This is a genomic window from Micromonospora sp. WMMD754 (assembly GCF_049315235.1).
In the GTDB taxonomy this organism is placed as follows: Bacteria; Actinomycetota; Actinomycetes; order Mycobacteriales; family Micromonosporaceae; genus Micromonospora; species Micromonospora sediminicola.
This window is the reverse complement of sequence record NZ_CP186058.1, coordinates 3,957,290-3,974,250: the sequence shown is the minus strand read 5'-3', so window position 1 is coordinate 3,974,250 and position 16,961 is coordinate 3,957,290. Positions and strand designations below refer to the sequence as shown.

At 73.1% G+C, this 16,961-nt stretch carries 18 protein-coding genes; 12 read left to right on the top strand and 6 right to left on the bottom strand.

The features are described from left to right. Positions 1-215: 215 nt before the first annotated feature. The 3 genes from ACN27B_RS19365 to ACN27B_RS19355 are packed head-to-tail and all read right to left on the bottom strand — an operon-like array spanning position 216 to position 2,871. Positions 216-1,532 carry a hypothetical protein gene (locus ACN27B_RS19365; RefSeq protein ID WP_422741174.1) on the bottom strand — a complete coding sequence of 439 codons (1,317 nt, stop codon included), beginning with the start codon at positions 1,530-1,532 and terminating at the stop codon, positions 216-218. 42 nt (positions 1,533-1,574) lie between these two features. After that, positions 1,575-2,138: an alpha/beta fold hydrolase gene (locus ACN27B_RS19360; protein WP_099164690.1), complete on the bottom strand. Its 564-nt coding sequence runs from the start codon at positions 2,136-2,138 to the stop codon at positions 1,575-1,577. 19 nt (positions 2,139-2,157) lie between these two features. Next, a complete protein-coding gene (locus ACN27B_RS19355) occupies positions 2,158-2,871 on the bottom strand; it encodes a TetR/AcrR family transcriptional regulator (RefSeq protein ID WP_422741173.1) in 714 nt (237 codons plus the stop codon). A 113-nt stretch (positions 2,872-2,984) separates the two neighbouring features. Between ACN27B_RS19355 and ACN27B_RS19350 the strand changes: the two genes are divergently transcribed. From ACN27B_RS19350 to ACN27B_RS19315, 8 genes are all read left to right on the top strand, one after another. Beyond that, positions 2,985-3,989, top strand: a complete 1,005-nt coding sequence (locus ACN27B_RS19350) for an NAD(P)-dependent alcohol dehydrogenase (RefSeq protein WP_422741172.1) — start codon at positions 2,985-2,987, stop codon at positions 3,987-3,989. Positions 3,990-4,084: 95 nt separating this feature from the next. Then, positions 4,085-4,591, top strand: coding sequence for a hypothetical protein (locus ACN27B_RS19345; RefSeq protein ID WP_422741171.1), 507 nt, complete (start codon positions 4,085-4,087; stop codon positions 4,589-4,591). Positions 4,592-4,756: 165 nt separating this feature from the next. Then, positions 4,757-5,527, top strand: a complete 771-nt coding sequence (locus ACN27B_RS19340; RefSeq protein ID WP_422741170.1) for a hypothetical protein — start codon at positions 4,757-4,759, stop codon at positions 5,525-5,527. A gap of 95 nt (positions 5,528-5,622) precedes the next feature. Continuing rightward, entirely contained in the window at positions 5,623-6,366 is a 744-nt protein-coding gene (locus tag ACN27B_RS19335) for an SAM-dependent methyltransferase (RefSeq protein ID WP_099161813.1), read from the top strand. Between the two features lie 85 nt (positions 6,367-6,451). Beyond that, positions 6,452-6,823: an ArsR/SmtB family transcription factor gene (locus ACN27B_RS19330; protein WP_091578905.1), complete on the top strand. Its 372-nt coding sequence runs from the start codon at positions 6,452-6,454 to the stop codon at positions 6,821-6,823. 311 nt (positions 6,824-7,134) lie between these two features. Beyond that, complete coding sequence (locus ACN27B_RS19325; RefSeq protein ID WP_422741169.1) at positions 7,135-8,979, top strand: family 43 glycosylhydrolase; 1,845 nt, start codon at positions 7,135-7,137, stop codon at positions 8,977-8,979. An 11-nt stretch (positions 8,980-8,990) separates the two neighbouring features. Next, complete coding sequence (locus ACN27B_RS19320) at positions 8,991-10,106, top strand: RICIN domain-containing protein (protein WP_357627128.1); 1,116 nt, start codon at positions 8,991-8,993, stop codon at positions 10,104-10,106. Positions 10,107-10,274: 168 nt separating this feature from the next. Then, positions 10,275-11,363 carry a P1 family peptidase gene (locus tag ACN27B_RS19315; RefSeq protein ID WP_099161816.1) on the top strand — a complete coding sequence of 363 codons (1,089 nt, stop codon included), beginning with the start codon at positions 10,275-10,277 and terminating at the stop codon, positions 11,361-11,363. Between the two features lie 31 nt (positions 11,364-11,394). Here ACN27B_RS19315 and ACN27B_RS19310 read toward each other — a convergent pair whose 3' ends face one another. Together ACN27B_RS19310 and ACN27B_RS19305 are read right to left on the bottom strand one after the other, a co-directional pair. After that, positions 11,395-11,994, bottom strand: a complete 600-nt coding sequence (locus ACN27B_RS19310; RefSeq protein WP_099161817.1) for a tetratricopeptide repeat protein — start codon at positions 11,992-11,994, stop codon at positions 11,395-11,397. 100 nt (positions 11,995-12,094) lie between these two features. Then, positions 12,095-12,970, bottom strand: coding sequence for an aldo/keto reductase family oxidoreductase (locus ACN27B_RS19305; RefSeq protein WP_099161818.1), 876 nt, complete (start codon positions 12,968-12,970; stop codon positions 12,095-12,097). Between the two features lie 186 nt (positions 12,971-13,156). On the opposite strand from ACN27B_RS19305, the gene ACN27B_RS19300 reads away from it, so the two are divergent. From ACN27B_RS19300 to ACN27B_RS19290, 3 genes are read left to right on the top strand one after another with little or no spacing between them, the layout of a single operon-like run. Beyond that, a complete protein-coding gene (locus tag ACN27B_RS19300; protein WP_099161819.1) occupies positions 13,157-13,576 on the top strand; it encodes a PPOX class F420-dependent oxidoreductase in 420 nt (139 codons plus the stop codon). A 36-nt stretch (positions 13,577-13,612) separates the two neighbouring features. Continuing rightward, positions 13,613-14,203, top strand: a complete 591-nt coding sequence (locus tag ACN27B_RS19295; RefSeq protein ID WP_099161820.1) for a DinB family protein — start codon at positions 13,613-13,615, stop codon at positions 14,201-14,203. Between the two features lie 44 nt (positions 14,204-14,247). Continuing rightward, the gene (locus ACN27B_RS19290) at positions 14,248-14,817 is read left to right on the top strand and encodes a hypothetical protein (RefSeq protein ID WP_157779095.1); all 570 of its coding nucleotides are present in this window, start codon (positions 14,248-14,250) and stop codon (positions 14,815-14,817) included. Here ACN27B_RS19290 and ACN27B_RS19285 read toward each other — a convergent pair. Then, a complete protein-coding gene (locus tag ACN27B_RS19285; RefSeq protein WP_422741168.1) occupies positions 14,783-15,280 on the bottom strand; it encodes a YcxB family protein in 498 nt (165 codons plus the stop codon). The two genes, ACN27B_RS19290 and ACN27B_RS19285, sit on opposite strands and share 35 nt — an antisense overlap. 383 nt (positions 15,281-15,663) lie before the next feature. Here ACN27B_RS19285 and ACN27B_RS19280 point away from each other — a divergent pair, with 383 nt between their 5' ends. Next, a complete protein-coding gene (locus ACN27B_RS19280; RefSeq protein ID WP_099161822.1) occupies positions 15,664-16,959 on the top strand; it encodes a cellulose binding domain-containing protein in 1,296 nt (431 codons plus the stop codon). Positions 16,960-16,961 lie beyond the last annotated feature (2 nt).

Here is a 16,961-nt window from a genome sequence, read left to right as displayed (position 1 = left end):
CAGAGAGCCGGAGGAGGCTCCGGCCCGGCAGAGCGGGCGGCTCACCGACCTTCCGCCCCGTCCCCGTTTCGACCACGGGTCGCCGTGCTCGTCGGCCCGGCGCGCGGTCGGTCTCCGCCCGCGCGCCGGCCCCAGGCGTCGGCGTCCGGAGCGGCACCTGGGACGCCGAGCGGCCCGCCACCACCGGGTGACGGGCCGCTCGGACGACGTTCCGGTCAGCAGTTGCGCAGGCAGCGCTCGAAGAGGTGCTCGTGACCGTCGCCCGGGTCGACGCCCAGGTCGGTGGCGCTGGACCGGAAGACCACGCGGCTGCCGTTGGCCGAGGCGACCCCGTCGAAGCTCGCGCGGTTGCCGGTCGTGCCGTCGGCGCCGGCGCTGACCGCGGTGGTCCGGCCGGTGCTGAGGTCCCGCACGAACACGTCGTTGGTGTTGCCGTTGACGTCCCGGGTGACCAGGTCCGTGGCCTCGGAGTAGAACGTCACGTACCGGCCGCCGGCGGTGAGCCGACCGGAGTAGCTGAAGCTGTCGCCCGCGCCGGTGCCCCTGCGGTTGGCGGTCACCAGCGTGGTCGTGTCGGCGATCAGGTCGCGGACGTAGACGTCGCCCCGGTCGTTGGTGTCCGCCGCGACGTACGGCGAGGACGACTCCCAGGAGACCCGGGTGCCGTCCCGGTTGATGCTCGGATTCGTCGCGTCCAGGAGGCCGTCGCCCGTGGCCGGTCGGTTCGCCCGGACGGTGGCACCCGAGACGAGGTCGTGGACGAAGACGCCGGTGCTGGTGCCGCCGTCGCCGACCCAGTCACCGGCGCCGCTGAACACGACTCTGGTGCCGCTGCCCGAGATGGCGACCTGGAACGCCGACAGGTCCGTCCCGCCGTCGGCCTGGACGCTGACCCGGGTGGTCCGGCCGGTCCGCGTGTCGTGGACGAACGCCGCCTGACCGTTCAGCGGGGCGCCCGCGTCGTCGACCTCGCCGTACGCCGTCGTGATGAACGCGACCCAGCGACCGTTGTCGGAGATCGTGGCGGCGCTGCTCAGGCCCCGGATCTGCCGGCCGCCCGCGAAGACGCTGGCCCGGGTGGTGACGCCGGTGTCGCGGTCGTGGACGAAGACGTCGCGCTCGTTGTTGGTGTCGCCGGGGACCAGGTTGGACGCGTACGAGGTGAAGGCCACGTACCGGCCGTTGCCGGAGACGGCGGCCGTGTACTCGGCCCAGTCGTCGGCCGGCTGCCCACCCGTGCCCCCGCTCACCAGCGTGGTCGTGCCGGTGAGCGTGTCCCGGACGAAGATGTCGGTGGCGTCGTTGACGTCGCCGGGGACCAGGTTGTCCGAGGTCGAGGCGAACGCCACGTATCGGCCGTCGTCGGAGATGTCGGAGCCGCCGACCCCACCGTTGCCGGGTGCGCCGTCCGGCGCGGCGTCGATCAGGGTGAGCGTGCCGGGCTCGGCCGCGTACGCCGGCACGGGAGTGAGGATCAGGACGGCGAGGCCGGCGGTGGCCAGGCAGGCCCGGGTTCTCCTGGGGGTGCGCATGGCCGCAGATGCTAGCGATCCGGGACGGTCGGTGATGCCCCGTCAGGCCACTTCGGACCGTCGGATCGCCTCCGCCACCGCGCCGAGGTCGTCGTTCATCTGGTGGTCCGCCCCGGGCAGCCGGTGCACCCGGGCCTGCGGGACGGCACCGGCCCAGAGGTCGGCGTGCGACGGCGGGGCGGTCTCGTCGCGCAGCCCGTGGAAGACGTGCACCGGCACGTCGCGTGGCAGTCGCGCGCCCAGGTCGGGTGGCAGCGTGAACTCGTCGCCGGGCCACCCGCCCGGGCCGACGAACGGGGCGGCGATCAGCACGACTCCCCCGAGTGCCCGCTCCGGCGCCCGTTCGGCGAGCGTGTTGACCAGGATCGTCCCGCCCACCGAGTGCCCGACGACGATCACGCCGTCGTCCAGGGTGGTCAGCTCCCGCCGGACGGCCGCGCTCCACGCGGCGTACGTCGGGTCGTCCTCGTCGGGCATGCGGGGATAGCGGATCTCGTAGCCCGTACCCAGCTCCCGCCGCAGGCTGTCGACCAGCTTGTCGTCCCACTCGTCGTGCGTGCCGGCGCCGGCGCCCTGGACGAACAGGATCTGCCGTGGCTGCGTCACCACACCCTCCCCGGATCGCTCAACGTCGGCCGTGCGACGTCCATCCTCGCCGGTGCAGCCGTTCGACGCCGTCCAACAGCAGGTCCAGCGCGAACTCGAACTCGAACTGGTCGTCGCAACCCGACCCCACGACGGAGTCGTCGTCGTGCGACGCCGCCGCCGCGACCGCGGCGAGGTGCGGGAAGCGGGCGGCGGCCTCCGGGGGCAGGGCGGCCGGCGGGCCGGACTCGACGGCGCCGGAACGCCCGGCGCGCCGGGCGTCGTCGAACAGCTCCTGGCTGAAGCCCAGGACCCGGCTGCCCATCGCGTGCATCACGTGGTGGGTGAGGTCGACCGAGAGGCCGCCGGCCCGCAGCGTCCCGACCACCGAGTCGAGGTACGCGAGGACGGCGGCCGTCGCCATGTTCCGTGCCTCGATCGCGAGGGGCGCCCAGGGGTGGCGACGCATCACCTGTCGCGCCGCGAGCACGCGGCGGCGCAGCGCGGGCTTCCAGTCGGTGTCGGGCTCCGGCGGCTCGATCTCGCCGACCACGACGTCGATCATGCCGTCGAGCAGTTCGTCCTTGTTGGCCACGTGCTTGTAGAGCGCCATCGGCACGACGCCCAGGTCCTGGGCGAGGTTGCGCATGCTGAGCGACTCGATCCCGGCCCCGTCGGCGAGCGCGACGGCGGCGCGCAGGATCCGGTCCCTGCTCAGCGGCGCGCGGCGCAGCACCTCTGCCTGCTCGGCCATCTCGTCCCCGTCCTCCGGTGGCGGTGTCTGCACCCTAACCGTCTTGACAGGTGTACGCCGTACACCCATCCTGACAAGGCAGGTGTACGCCGTACACCGAGGGAGGAGTCACGATGAAGGCGATCGTCCAGGACCGGTACGGCCCACCGGAGACCCTCACGCTCGCGGAGGTCGACACGCCGACGCCGGCACCCGACGAGGTGCTGGTGCGGGTCGAGGCCGCCGCGCTCAACGCCTACGACTGGCACGCCGTGCGGGGCGACCCGTGGCTGGCACGCCTGTCGATGGGACCGGCCCGACCCCGGGCCCGCATCCGTGGCCGCGACGTCGCCGGCCGGGTCGAGGCGGTCGGCGCGCGGGTGCGCAGGTTCCGCCCGGGCGACGCCGTCTTCGCCGACCTGGGTGACGCCAACGGCGCGTTCGCCGAGTACGCGTGCGTGCCCGAGGACGTGGTCGCGCCGTCGCCGACGAACCTCACCCCGCAACAGGCGGCCGCCCTGCCGCTGGCCGGCACCACCGCGCTGATGGGGCTGCGCGACGTCGGGCGGGTCGAGCCCGGCCACCACGTCCTCGTCAACGGGGCGTCCGGCGGCGTCGGCACCCTGGCGGTCCAGCTGGCCAAGGCGTTCGGCGCCACCGTCACCGGCGTGTGCAGCACCCGCAACGTCGACCTGGTCCGCTCGCTCGGCGCCGATCACGTCGTCGACTACACCCGGGCGGACTTCACCCGCCAGGGGCGCCGCCACGACGTCCTGCTCGATCTGGTCGGCAACCGCTCGCTCCGCGCGCTCCGCCGGGCGCTGACCCCCACCGGCACGCTGGTGCTCTCCGGTGGCGGCGTCTACCGCGGCGGCAACCTCGTCGGCCCGGTGTGGCTGATCGCGCGCGGACGCCTGTCGGCGCCGCTGGTCCGGCACCGCGTCGCCGTGCTCACCGCGACGCCGAGCCGGCCCCACCTCGACCTGCTGCGCGCCCACGTCGAGGCCGGCCGTCTCACCCCGGTGGTCGACCGCACCTATCCGCTCGACGAGGTGCCGGAGGCCATCCGCTACCTGGAGGGCGAGCACGCGCGGGCGAAGGTCGTCATCACCGTCGGGAGCACGCGGACCGGCGGGTGAAACGGGTCACCGGAATCGGGACGACGGCGGGGCCGCCCGACCGCCTAGCGTGAGTGCCACACGGTCCGCTGGCTCCCGACCCGCCGGAGAGGACGATGACCTGTCGACCCACCCCCGTCCCGCCGCCCTCGGCGGCTCCTCCCCCTCGCCGGCTCCTCGCGCGGCTCAAGGCGCTGCCGCTGCCCGGCTTCGTCCTGGTCCACCTGGCGCTCTACTGCGCGTTCCTCGGCATCGGCACCGTCGTCGGCTACCGCCGGCTGGCGAACGACCCGAGCGTCGAGGGGTTCGTGGTCGAGGCGACCCTCGCCGCCGCGTACATCGGGCTGGCCTCGGTCCTGCCGTTCGCGGTCGCGCTCGGGGTGCTCTTCCTGTTCCGCGACGTCGGACCCGTCTGCTTCCGGGCGGCCGCCGTGGTGCTGTGCTGCCTGCCGTCCGTCTGCACGCCCGAACCGCGGCAACTCGCCTACTACCTGCCGATCCAGGTGCTGGTGGCGCTGCTGGTCAGACAGCCGTACGACCCGGACCGGGACCGGGTGGGGGTCCATCACCAGGGGTCCGGGACGGGCGCCCCACCGCCGATCGGCGGCCCACCCGGTCGATGAGATGTTGATACATTCGCGCTTCGCCAAGCGTCGACAAGAGGATTGAGCATGTCCGACACGGGGGCCGGATCGGAATTCGGATCGACGGAGGAGCAACCCGAGCAATCGCAGGTGCCACCACCACCACACGCGCCACCCCCGGCCGGCCAGCCGTACGGGCCGCCGATGGCGGTCCCTGCGTACGGGCCGCCGTTCGGGGCCGGCCCGCCGGGACCGGGCCGGGCCCATCGTGGCCTGATCATCGCCGTGGTCACGCTGGGCGTCCTGCTGTTACTGGCGTGCACCGGCCTGGTCGGCGGCGCCTTCCTGCTGCGCGCCGGCGCCGACGATCCGGCCGAGCCCGTGCCGGCCACCTGGCCGTCGACCACGGCCGGCAGTCCGCCGGCGCCCGACCCGACCGGGAGCGCGGAGCCGGCGCCGCAGGGACCCCAGGCCAGCGACTTCGCCGCCGCCGAGATCACCGACCTGAACAACGTGTGCGACGGCGTCCTCTACTACCCCCAGTCGCCGAAGCGGGCCGGGAAGGCCCCGCACCCGGTGGCGCTGCTCATCGGTGACACCCCGGGCGGGCAACGCCGCCAGGACAACGGCTACTACTACGACGAGGGCCTGTCCAAGCAGGTGGAACGGATCTGGGCGGCGGAGGATCCGAAGACCGTGCAGATGGTCGCCTGCCTCGACCGGGTGAGCACCGGCGCGACGATCCGCAAGTGCCGCTACGACGACCCGAAGCCGGACACGTTGACGCTGCTGAAGGCCACCTACCGCCTCCGGGTCCACGAGGTGGCGACCGGCCGGAGGCTGCTCGACAAGACCCTGGGCGGCGACGACCAGGCCTGCCCGTACGTCGTGCTGGTCGGCGCGGACAAGAAGATCTACGCCGAGGTCAGCGACCGGTCGCTGCTCGCCGCGCTGCGCAACCTGGTGAAGCGGTAGGGCCACCGGGCGGCCGGTGCTCGCCGGCCGCCCGGTCGCGGGCGGCGGGCAAAGCCGGATGCCGCCCGTCCCGTCGTGGTGTTCACTGTCTCCCCGTGGATCGTCAACGGCTCAGCAGCATCGCGCACTCGCACCACCCGATCGCGGCGCCGATCTCCGGCGTCAACGTCAACCGGCTCCTGCGCCGGGCCGACCGGCGACCGTCCGCCCGCATCCTCGACCTCGGCTGCGGCGAGGCGGCCTGGGCGTTGCAGGCCCTCGCCCACCACCCCGACGGGCACGCCGACGGCGTCGACATCAGCCGGTACGCCCTGGAGCGCGCCGCGACCGCCGCCGCCGAACGTGGCCTCGCCGACCGACTCACGCTGCACGAGCGCGACGCCCGCGCGTACGTGCCGGACGGCGACCACGACCTGGTGATGTGTGTCGGGTCGACGCACGTCTTCGACGGATTCGCGGGGACGCTGCGGCTGGCCGGGCGACACGTGCACCCGGACGGGATCCTCCTGGTCGGCGAGGGCTTCTGGCAGGCTCCGCCGACCCCGCAGGCGCTGGCGGCGCTGGACGCGAAGCCGGAGGACTTCACCGATCTCGCCGGTCTGGTGGCCGTCGCCGAGGAGGTCGGGTGGACCCCGGTGTACGCGCACGTCAGCGACGCCGCCGAGTGGGACCACTACGAGTGGTCCTGGGTCGGGTCGCTCACCGAGTGGGCGCTCGACAACCCGGGCCACCCGGACGCCGCGGAGGCGCTGGCGGTCGCGCGCGAACACCGGGACCAGTGGCTGCGCGGATACCGCGACGTGCTGGGTTTCGCCACCCTGGTCCTGCGCCGCGCCTGAGGCCGGCTCACCTCCGGCGAGGAATGTGCCCGTTACGTCGATCCGATCCCGGTTTCCGCCGCGTCGTCGATGTTCGGGTGCGACGATGGACGGCGTGGGAACCGCCAAGACCGCCATGCCTTCCATCTCGCCGCTGTCCGGCGAGCCGATCAAGCGTGCCGACGCCGAACGGCTCGCGGGGGTGCTGAAGGCGTTCGCCGACCCGGCCCGACTGCGGCTGCTCAGCCTCATCCAGTCCGCCCCGCAGGGCGAGGCGTCGGTGAGTGACCTGACCGCCCCGCTCGGGCTGTCCCAGCCGACGGTGAGTCATCACCTCCGGATCCTCACCGAGGCCGGCCTGCTGGAGCGCGAGAAGCGCGGGGTGTGGGCCTACTACCGGGTGGTCCCCGCCGCGGTCGCCGCGATCGCCGACCTGCTGACCCCGCCCCGCAAGCGGGCGACGAAGAAGGCTCGCTGAGCGAAGCCGCTGGTGCGCGGCGGCTCCGACCGCCGGTCCGCCGGGTGCCGGCGCCCGGCGGGACTCCCCGTCACTCCCGGAGTGTGCTCTAATTACCGGCGTCGATGTTTGCGATAACATCGGTGACCGGCAGGCCACCACCGTCGGCACACCCGACCCCGCCGCCTGCACGATCTCCGTCCCGAGGTCGTGGTTCCAGCGGTTGAGTCGACGCCGCGACTGTTAGCGTTTCCATCGACGGCAATCCACCACCCGCGAGGCTTCTCGCCGGCACGGACGGTCCGGGAGCCTCGCGTACCCGAGGAGCCGTCATGGTCATCTCCCGTCTCCGGCCCGGCCGGGCCGGACGCTCCCATCCGCTCGTCGTGCCCGCCGCGGCCGACCCGGTCGCCGGCGGTCCGGGGCGACGGAGAGCGACGTCAGCCCGGTCCCGGCATCGGACCAGGCGCCGGATCGCCCTGGTCGCCAGCCTGCTCGCCCTGCTGGGGTTGTTCCCGGCGATCGCCCGGGCCGACAACCCCATCGTGCAGACGATCTACACGGCCGACCCGGCGCCGCTGGTCCACAACGGCCGGGTCTACCTCTACACCGGTCACGACGAGGACAACTCGACCTGGTTCACCATGAAGGAGTGGCGGGTCTTCTCGTCCGACGACATGGTGAACTGGACCGACCACGGCTCCCCGCTCACCATCGCCAGCTTCAGCTGGGCCAAGTCCGACGCGTGGGCCGGCCAGGCGGTCTACCGCAACGGCAAGTTCTACTGGTACGTGCCGATGACCGTACGGGCGACCGGCCAGATGGGCATCGGCGTGGCGGTCTCGGACAGCCCCACCGGCCCGTTCCGGGACGCGATCGGACGCCCGCTGGTGAGCAACGGCGAGATCGACCCCACCGTGTTCATCGACGACGACGGCCAGGCGTACCTCTACTGGGGCAACCCGCGCCTGTGGTACGTGAAGCTGAACGCGGACATGACCTCGTACGCGGGCAGCCCCACGCAGATCCCGCTGACCACGGCGGGCTTCGGCACCCGGACCGGGGACGCGACCCGGCCGACCCTCTTCGAGGAGGGGCCCTGGGTCTACAAGCGCAACGGCCTCTACTACCTGGTCTACGCGGCCAAGTGCTGCTCGGAGTTCATCGCCTATTCCACCGCGCCCGGCCCGTTGGGGCCGTGGACCTACCGCGGAACGGTGATGCCCACCCAGGGCAGCAGCTTCACCAACCACCCCGGGATCGTCGACTTCAAGGGCGGTTCGTACTTCTTCTACCACAACGGGGCACTACCGGGCGGGGGCGGCTTCACCCGCTCCGTGGCGGTGGAGAAGTTCTCCTACGGCGCGGACGGTTCCATCCCGACGATCAGCATGTCGACCGCCGGTGCCCCGCAGGTCGGCACGCTGAACCCGTACGTCCGGCAGGAGGCCGAGACGATCGCCTGGGGCTCCGGGGTGGAGACCGAGCCGAGCAGCGCCGGCGGGATGAACGTCGGATGGATCGACAACGGGGACTACATCAAGGTCAAGGGCGTGGCCTTCGGCACCGGCGCGGCCTCGTACACCGCCCGGGTGGCCTCGGCCGCCGGCGGGGGCACCATCGAGGTCCGCCTCGACAGCGCCACCGGCACCGTGGTGGGCACCTGCCGGGTGTCCGGCACCGGGGGGTGGCAGACCTGGACCGACACCACGTGCGCGGTCAGCGGCGCCACCGGCACCCACGACCTCTACCTACGGTTCACCGGTGGCAGCGGCTCGCTGTTCAACGTCGACCACTGGCGGTTCACCCCGACCGGCGGCGGCACGCCGCCGACCAGCCCGCCGCCGACGACCCCGCCGCCCACCACCCCGCCGCCGACCACCGACGCCTGCACCGCGAGCTACCGCACCACCAGCACCTGGTCCGGTGGCTTCCAGGGCGAGGTGACCGTCACGGCCGGCGCCGCGGCGATCAACGGTTGGACCGTGGGCTGGAGTCTGGCCACCGGGCAGAGCGTCAGCCAGATCTGGGGCGGCACGTTGAGCACCAGCGGCTCCGCCGCAACCGTGCGCAACGTGTCCTACAACGGCTCCGTGCCCGCCGCCGGCTCGACCACGTTCGGCTTCCTGGCGAACGGCTCCCCGTCGACGCCGTCCCTGACCTGCACCAGTCCCTGAGAGGAACAGTCATGCGAACGAGGGCAGGAGCGTGGCTCGCCGCGCTGGCCATGACGGTCGCCGGCCTGCTGGTCCCGGCCGGTCCGGCGGGCGCGGAGTCCAACGGTGGGGTCCGGGTGATGCCGCTGGGTGACTCGATCACCGAGGGCACCCAGGTCCCCGGCGGCTACCGGATCGGTCTGTGGCAGCGGCTCGCCGGTGCCGGCTACCGGGTCGACCTGGTCGGTTCCCAGTTCAACGGGCCGGGCAACCTCGGCGACCACGACCACGAGGGTCACCCCGGCTGGCGGATCGACCAGATCGACGCGAACATCACCGGCTGGCTGAACAACTACCGGCCGCGCACCGTGTTGCTGCACATCGGCACCAACGACATCCTCCAGAACTACAACGTCGCCGGCGCGCCGAACCGGCTCTCCGCGCTGATCGACCGCATCACCACGACCGCGCCCGACGCCGACGTGTTCGTGGCCCAGATCATCCCGCTGGCCAACCCGGGCCAGGAGTCGGCGGTACGCACGTTCAACGCCGCCGTCCCCGGCATCGTCCAGGCCAAGGTGAACGCCGGCCGGCGCGTACACCTGGTCGACCAGCACTCGGCGCTGACCACCGCCGACCTGATCGACGGCGTCCACCCGACCGCCACCGGCTACGACAAGATGGCCGCCGTCTGGTACCGCGCGCTCCAGTCGGTGTCCGGCAGCATCGGTACGCCGGGCAGCGGCGGGAGCACCTACCAGAACGTGCAGGTGGTGAACACCGGGTCGGGCCGGTGTCTGGACGTGCCGAACGGCAGCACCACCAACGGCACCGCGGTGCAGCTCTACGACTGCTGGGGCGGCACCCCGCAGCGCTGGACCTACACCTCCGCCAAGCAGTTGCAGGTGCTGGGCGGCAAGTGCCTGGACGCCAGCGGGCGGGGCACCGCCAACGGCACCAGCGTGATCGTCTGGGACTGCACCGGTCAGGCCAACCAGCAGTGGAATTTGAACGCGAACGGCACGATCAGCGGGGTCCAGTCGGGGCGCTGCCTGGACGCCGCCAACTACGGCACCGCCAACGGCACCAGGATCAACCTCTGGGACTGTCACGGCGGCGCCAACCAGCAGTGGAGCATCCGCGCCTGACCCGCCGGAACCGGTCCCGCGGGTCAGCGGGCCGTCCGGGCCGAACGCCCGGGCGGCCCGCTCGTGACTCGACCGCCGTCCGGCACTAGGCTCCGCCGCCATGGCGAATGCGATACGGCTCGGTGAGCCACGACAGGCGGCGCCGGCGGACGACCGCTCGGCCGCGTCATGAGGCTGGCCGCCCGCCGCGCCCGCGACCTGGGCATCGTGGTCGGAGGGCTACCGACCGGGGGCCACAACGGGATCACCGACGTTGCCGGCGTGTCGGTGGGGCACACCACCGTCGACGACGGTGTCGAGCTGCACACCGGCGTCACCGCGGTCGTGCCGGCGCAGCTCGGCCCGCAACGGTGGTCGCTGCCCGCGGCGGTGTACACCGGCAACGGGTACGGGAAGCTGGTCGGCTCCACCCAGGTGGACGAACTCGGCGTGTTGGAGTCGCCGATCGTGTTGACCGCCACGCTGTCGGTCTTCCGGGCGGCGGACGCGGTGCTGACCCACCTGATGCGGCGCCGACCGGACGGGCTGTCGTTCAACCCCCTGGTGGGCGAGACCAACGACGGTCATCTGTCGGACATCCGCCGACGTCCGATCACCGAGGGGCACGTGCTCGACGCCATCGACCGAGCCTCCGCTGGGCCGACACCGGAGGGGTGTGTGGGTGCCGGCGCCGGCACCACGGCACTGGGTTACAAGGCCGGCATCGGCACCTCGTCCAGGGTGGTGGGCGCGCCGGACACCCCGGTGACCGTCGGCGTTCTGGTGCAGGCCAACTTCGGCGGTGTGCTGACCGTGCTCGGTGTTCCGCTGCCGGTGGACGAGCTGGTCCCGCAGGCCGACCGCGCCGAGCCGCCCGGCAACTCGTGCATGATCGTGGTAGCCACCGACGCCTGCCTGGACGCACGGCAGCTCAGGCGGCTCGCCCGCCGGGCGGTCTTCGCCATGGGCCGGGTCGGCGCCGCGTACGCCAACGGCAGCGGCGACTACGCGATCGCCTTCAGCACGGCGGAACCGGGCCGACCGGCCATTCCCGACGCGCAGCTCGACCCGGTCATCGCCGCGGTTCTGGACTCGGTCGAGGAGGCCGTGCTCAACTCGCTGTTCACCGCCACCACCACGTCCGGGGCGGGTGGCCGTACCAGCCATGCCGTGCCGCACCAGGCCGCGGTGCGACGGCTGGTCGACGCCGGCCGGATCCCCGGCGGGCGCGCGGTCGCCGGCGCCGTCGGGCGACCGGCGACCCGCCCGAGCCGGTGAACCACCGGCGCCGGGCCCCGGACGGCGGCTCTCAGTACGTCCGGGTGTTGCGCAGCGCCACCCGGAGGTTCTCGCCGATGTCGCGGGTCAGCGGGTCGTCCGGGCCGAACGCCCGGGCGGCCCGCTCGTAGCTGGACCGCAGCAGGTCCAGCGCGGCTCCGGCGTCGCCGGCCATGAACAGCGAGACGCCGAGCGTCTTGGCCGTGGCGAGGGTCTGCGGGTGGTCCTGGCCGAGCCTGCGCCGCTGGCGGCGCAGCGTGTCCTCCAGCAACGGCAGGCCCTCGCCCCACTGGTGCATGACCACCAGCGCGCACCCGAGGTTGTAGGCGTAGACCAGCGTGACCGGGTCGCCGGCGCCCAGGCCGGCCGCGGCCCGGTGGTGGGCCTCCCGGTGCCGCTGCGCCGACTCGCCGAGCCGACGCAGGCGGAACAGCGCGGACCCCCACCGGTCCAGGGTGCGCAGCGTCTCGGGATGGGCCGGGCCGAGCTGCCGCTCGCAGTCGGCGAACAGCGTGCGCCAGGCGCGCTCGGCGGCCGCGTACTGGCCGGCCTCGAAGAGGGCCAGGCCGGAACGCGCGCGCCGCTCCAGGTCGGCGGGGATCGGTCGAGATCGGGACGGCAGGAATCTCACGGCTCCTCCTCCGGTCGGTCACCTCGCTGCGGCCGCCCCGACTCTATCGATGGATGTCTACCCTGGGTGGCGCACCGGACACGCGGCGCCGCCGAGGTGGTCAGCCCGCCGGTGCGCCGATCGCGTCCAGCTCGGCGAGCGCGTCGGCGGGCAGGTCCAACGCCGCGCCGGCGACGTTCTCGCGCAGGTGCGCGACCGAGGACGTGCCGGGGATGAGCAGGATGTTCGGCGAGCGGTGCAGCAGCCAGGCGAGCGCGACGGCCATCGGCGTGCTCCCCAACCGCTTCGCGACCCGGTCCAGGACGTCCGACTGCAACGGCGAGAAGCCGCCCAACGGGAAGTACGGCACGTACGCGATGCCCTGCCGGGCCGTGCTGTCGACCACCTCGTCGTCGCCACGGTGGGCCAGGTTGTAGAAGTTCTGCACGCACACCACCGGGGCGATCGACTGCGCCTCGGCAAGCTGCTCCGCGGTGACCGTGCTCAACCCCAGGTGCCGGATCAGCCCCTGGTCGCGCAGCTCGACGAGCGCGCCGAACTGCTCGGCGATCGAGCCGGGCTCGGGTGCGTCGAGGCCGCCGACCCGCAGGTTCACCACGTCCAGCGCCGGCAGGTCGAGGCGACGCAGGTTGTCGTGCACCTGTCGGGTCAGCTCGGCCGGGGTGCGGGCGTGCGGCCATCCGCCCTGCTCGTCCCGGCGGGCGCCGACCTTGGTGACGATGTGCAGGTCGTCGGGGTACGGCGCGAGCGCCTCCCGGATGATCTCGTTGGTGACGTGCGGGCCGTAGAAGTCCGCCGTGTCGATGTGCCGGATGCCCAGCTCGACGGCGGTCCGCAGGACGGCGACGGCGGCGTCGCGGTCGCGGGGTGGCCCGAACACGCCCGGGCCCGCCAACTGCATCGCGCCGTAGCCGACCCGGGTGAGGGTGAGGTCCCCGACCTGGTAGGTGCCGCCGGGGAGCTTGTCGCCGGTCATGGGTTCCCTTCCGCGTGCCGGAGTCTCCGGCCGCACCCCGAACGGTGCCCGCCGGCGGCCGGCGCAACCAGGCACCGCCCATCCTGGGACCGGCGGGGCCGGGACGGGCGGCCGCCGCGCATCCCCAGCGGCGGGCTCGACCGGTCCGTACAGTGCGAAGACAGCACCGTCGCGAAGAGGAGAGCCATGTCGAAGCCGCCGCTGCCCGAGCCCGCCGTCGCCATGCTGCGCAAGCCGAACCCCGCCGTCATCGCCACCCTGCGCCCCGACGGTCAACCGGTCTCCGCGGCCACCTGGTACCTGTGGGACGACGGCCGGATCCTGGTGAACATGGACGAGGGCCGTCGCCGGCTGGCTCACCTGCGCAACGACCCCCGGGTCACCCTGACCGTGCTTGACGAGCAGGGCTGGTACACCCACCTGAGCATCATCGGGCACGTGGCCGAGCTGCGCGACGACGTGGACCTGGCGGACATCGACCGACTCGCCCGGCACTACACCGGCAACCCCTACCCGCGCCGCGAGCGGGCCCGGGTCAGCGCGCTGATCGAGGTCGACCGTTGGCACGGGTGGGGTGAGCTGAAGGACAACAGCCAGGTGGGCTGACCCACGGTGTCCGACCCGTGCGCGAGACTGGCGGGCATGGCTGACCTGGGCGACGTGAAGAACGCACTGCACCTCTATCTTCGGGAGACCCGCGAGGACCTGCTCTGGAAGCTCGACGGGCTGAGCGAACGCGACGCCCGGCTCCCCCGCACCGCGACCGGCAACAACCTGCTGGGCATCGTGAAGCACTGCCTCAACGTCGAGGCCGGCTACTTCGGGCCGACCTTCGGCCGGGAGTTCCCCACCCCGGGCGAGCTGGTCCCGATGGAGGCGTACGACGCGGATCCGCAGGCCGACTGGTACGCGCGGGACGACGAGACCAAGGACGGCCTGATCGACCTCTACCGCCGGGTCGCGGCGTTCGCCGACGAGACGATCGACCAGCTCCCGCTGGACGCGCCGGGGCAGGTGCCGTGGTGGCGACCCGGCCGGCAGGCCGTGACGCTGCACCGGATCATCACCCACGTCACCGTGGACCTCGCCCGGCACGCCGGCCACGCCGACATCCTGCGGGAGCAGCTCGACACGGCGATCGGCCTGCGGGAGACCAACACCAACGTCCCCGACGAGTACGACTGGCCCGCGTACGTCGGCAGGTTGACCACGCTGGCGGACCGGTTCGCCTAGGAAATCGGCTGGCGTGCCCGGCGGGGCTGGGTCACTCTGGCGGGGTGATCCTCATCCAGCGGGTTCGGGTCCGGTGGCCGGCCGCGGCGCGCGGCGCGCCGGCCGCGAACGCCCGGCGCGGCCTCAACCAGCCGGTGGCTCTGCCCCGGGAGCTGCCGGAGGCCGAGGTGGTGATCCACGACGTCCTGGTCGACGAGGCGGACGGCTACGCGCCCCGGCACGAGGTGCTGGCCGGCAGCCCGGGTCGCGCGCACGCCGTCGGTCTGTGGCTCAGCCGCCGGGAGGTGACGGTCGGCGTCGACCGGCTGCCCACCTGGACGGCCTACCCGCACCCGCGCGCGTCGAGCCACCTGTTCGCGCTCGCGCCGGGTCAGGTGGGCCGCTACCGGGCCAACTTCCGGTTCACCGGCTGCTCGTGCAGCCCGAGCTGGTACTTCGAGGACTGGGTCGTGCACGTCAGCCACGGCTGGGTGGACCGCGACCACTTCGAGCGGGGCCAGCCGGAGCGCGACCTCGACCACCGCGTGCATCTCTACGGCGGGACGGGCCGCCCGGCACGCCGGCCGTGCCCGCCCGCGCTCACCGGGGTGTCAGGAGCCCTCGTCCGGCCATGAAGGCACGCAACGTCTCGTCGTCGCCGGCGGACATCAGCCGGCGCGGGATCACGGTGGCCGGCATCCGGCCGACGTAGACGATCCAGAACTCCGGCGTCTCCTCGACCCGGGCCACGCCGTCCCAGGCGATGCCGCCGGACTCCGAGCCGCTGCGCATCATGATGTTGTCGTCGGTGATGTCGTAGCCGCCCTCGACGGCGTAGCCGGCGGAGCGGCGTCGGGCCCGCCACCGCACCCACGGCGCGTAGAGCATCGACAGCACGCCGCCGACGAGCAGCGCCAGCCAGAGCGTCGAGAACCGGTCGCCCCACCCGGACGTCCGGGCGACGACGAGACCGAGCGCCCCGACCGCCGCCAGCACGGCGCCGATCCGGCCGAACCGGCGCAGCCGGACGCCGCTGAGCACGGCGGCCACGCGGCCCGGGTAGGCGGGGTCGGCCGGGACGGCGAAGCGAATGTGCACGCCCGAACGATAACCGCCCAGCGGGCCGCACCGACCGCCACCCGGATCCTGTTATCGCTCACACCTGCCCTGCTCGCCGCCGGGGCGGTTGAGTATGTTATCGATAACCTGCTATCTTTTGGCGCGGGAGCGCCAGGGCACGCTCCCGGTCACCCGCCACTCGGCACGGCGCTTCGAGGCACCTGCTCTCGCCGCCCGACCGACCGGCCGATGACCAGTCCGGGCCGATCCGCCGTTGCCAGCCGCCACAGGTGGCCGCCGGACGCGTCAGGCCCCGGCCGCACGCCCACGCCTCCACGCCACCCCGCGGGCGATCCCGGCAGCGACGGACACCCCTGCGCGCACCGCCGGCACCACACCACCCCACGGCACGGAGGCAAGCAATGGTGAAACGTACACAGCTCCTATCGTCCCTGGCCGCGGCGGCCGTCCTCCTCGCGGCGACCGCCGGCGCGCTGAGCGGCGGCCTCGGCGGCGCGGCGGAGGCCGCGACGAACGGCACGCTCGCGGCGACCGCGGGCTGCGGCAAGGCCCCCACGCTCACCAGCGGCACCCGCACCATCACCAGCAGCGGACAGAACCGCAGCTACATCCTGCGGATCCCGGACGGGTACGACCGGAACCGCCCCTACCGGCTGATCTTCGGTTTCCACTGGCTGAACGGCTCGGCGAACAACGTCGCCTCCGCCGGCTACTACGGGCTCCTGCCGCTGTCGAACAACAGCACGATCTTCGTGGCGCCGCAGGGCATCGACAACGGCTGGGCCAACACCAACGGCCGGGACCTGACGCTCTTCGACGACATCTCCCGCCAGGTCGAGAACGACCTCTGCGTCGACACGACCCAGCGCTTCGCCCTCGGCTGGAGCTACGGCGGGGCGATGAGCTACGCGGTCGCCTGCGCCCGACCGACAGTCGTCCGCGCGGTCACCGTGCTGTCCGGCGCCAACCTCAGCGGCTGCAACGGCGGCAGCCAGCCCGTCGCCTACTTCGGCATCCACGGCATCTACGACAGCGTGCTGAACATCTCGATGGGCCGGTCCCTGCGCGACACGTTCGTCCGCAACAACGGCTGCACCGCGCAGAGCCCGCGCGAGCCGAGCCGCGGCAGCCTCACCCACGTCACCACCACCTACACCGGCTGCCGGGCCGGATACCCCGTGCAGTGGGCCGCCTTCGACGGCGACCACACGCCCAGCCCGGTCGACGGCTCGCCCAGCCCGAACGACTCCCGGACCTGGACGTCGGCGGAGATCTGGCGGTTCTTCTCCCAGTTCGAGTCCACCACCCCGCCCACCACCACCCCGCCGACGACCACGCCCCCGACCACCACTCCCCCGACCACCACGCCGCCCACGACGCCCCCGCCGACCGGCGGCCCCTGCGCGGCCACGTACCGCAGCGTCAACACCTGGCCGGGCGGCTTCCAGGGCGAGGTCACCGTGGCCAACACCGGCACCGCCACCCTCAACGGCTGGACGGTCCGGCTGACCCTGGCCGGCGGCCAGGCCATCAGCAGCCTCTGGAGCGGCGTCAACACCGGCACCACCGGCACCGTCGCCGTCCGGAACGCGCCCTACAACGGCACGCTCGGCCCGAACGCCTCGACGACGTTCGGGTTCACCGCAACCGGTGACGGCGCCACCGCGCCGAGCGGCCTGACCTGCACCAGCCCCTGAAC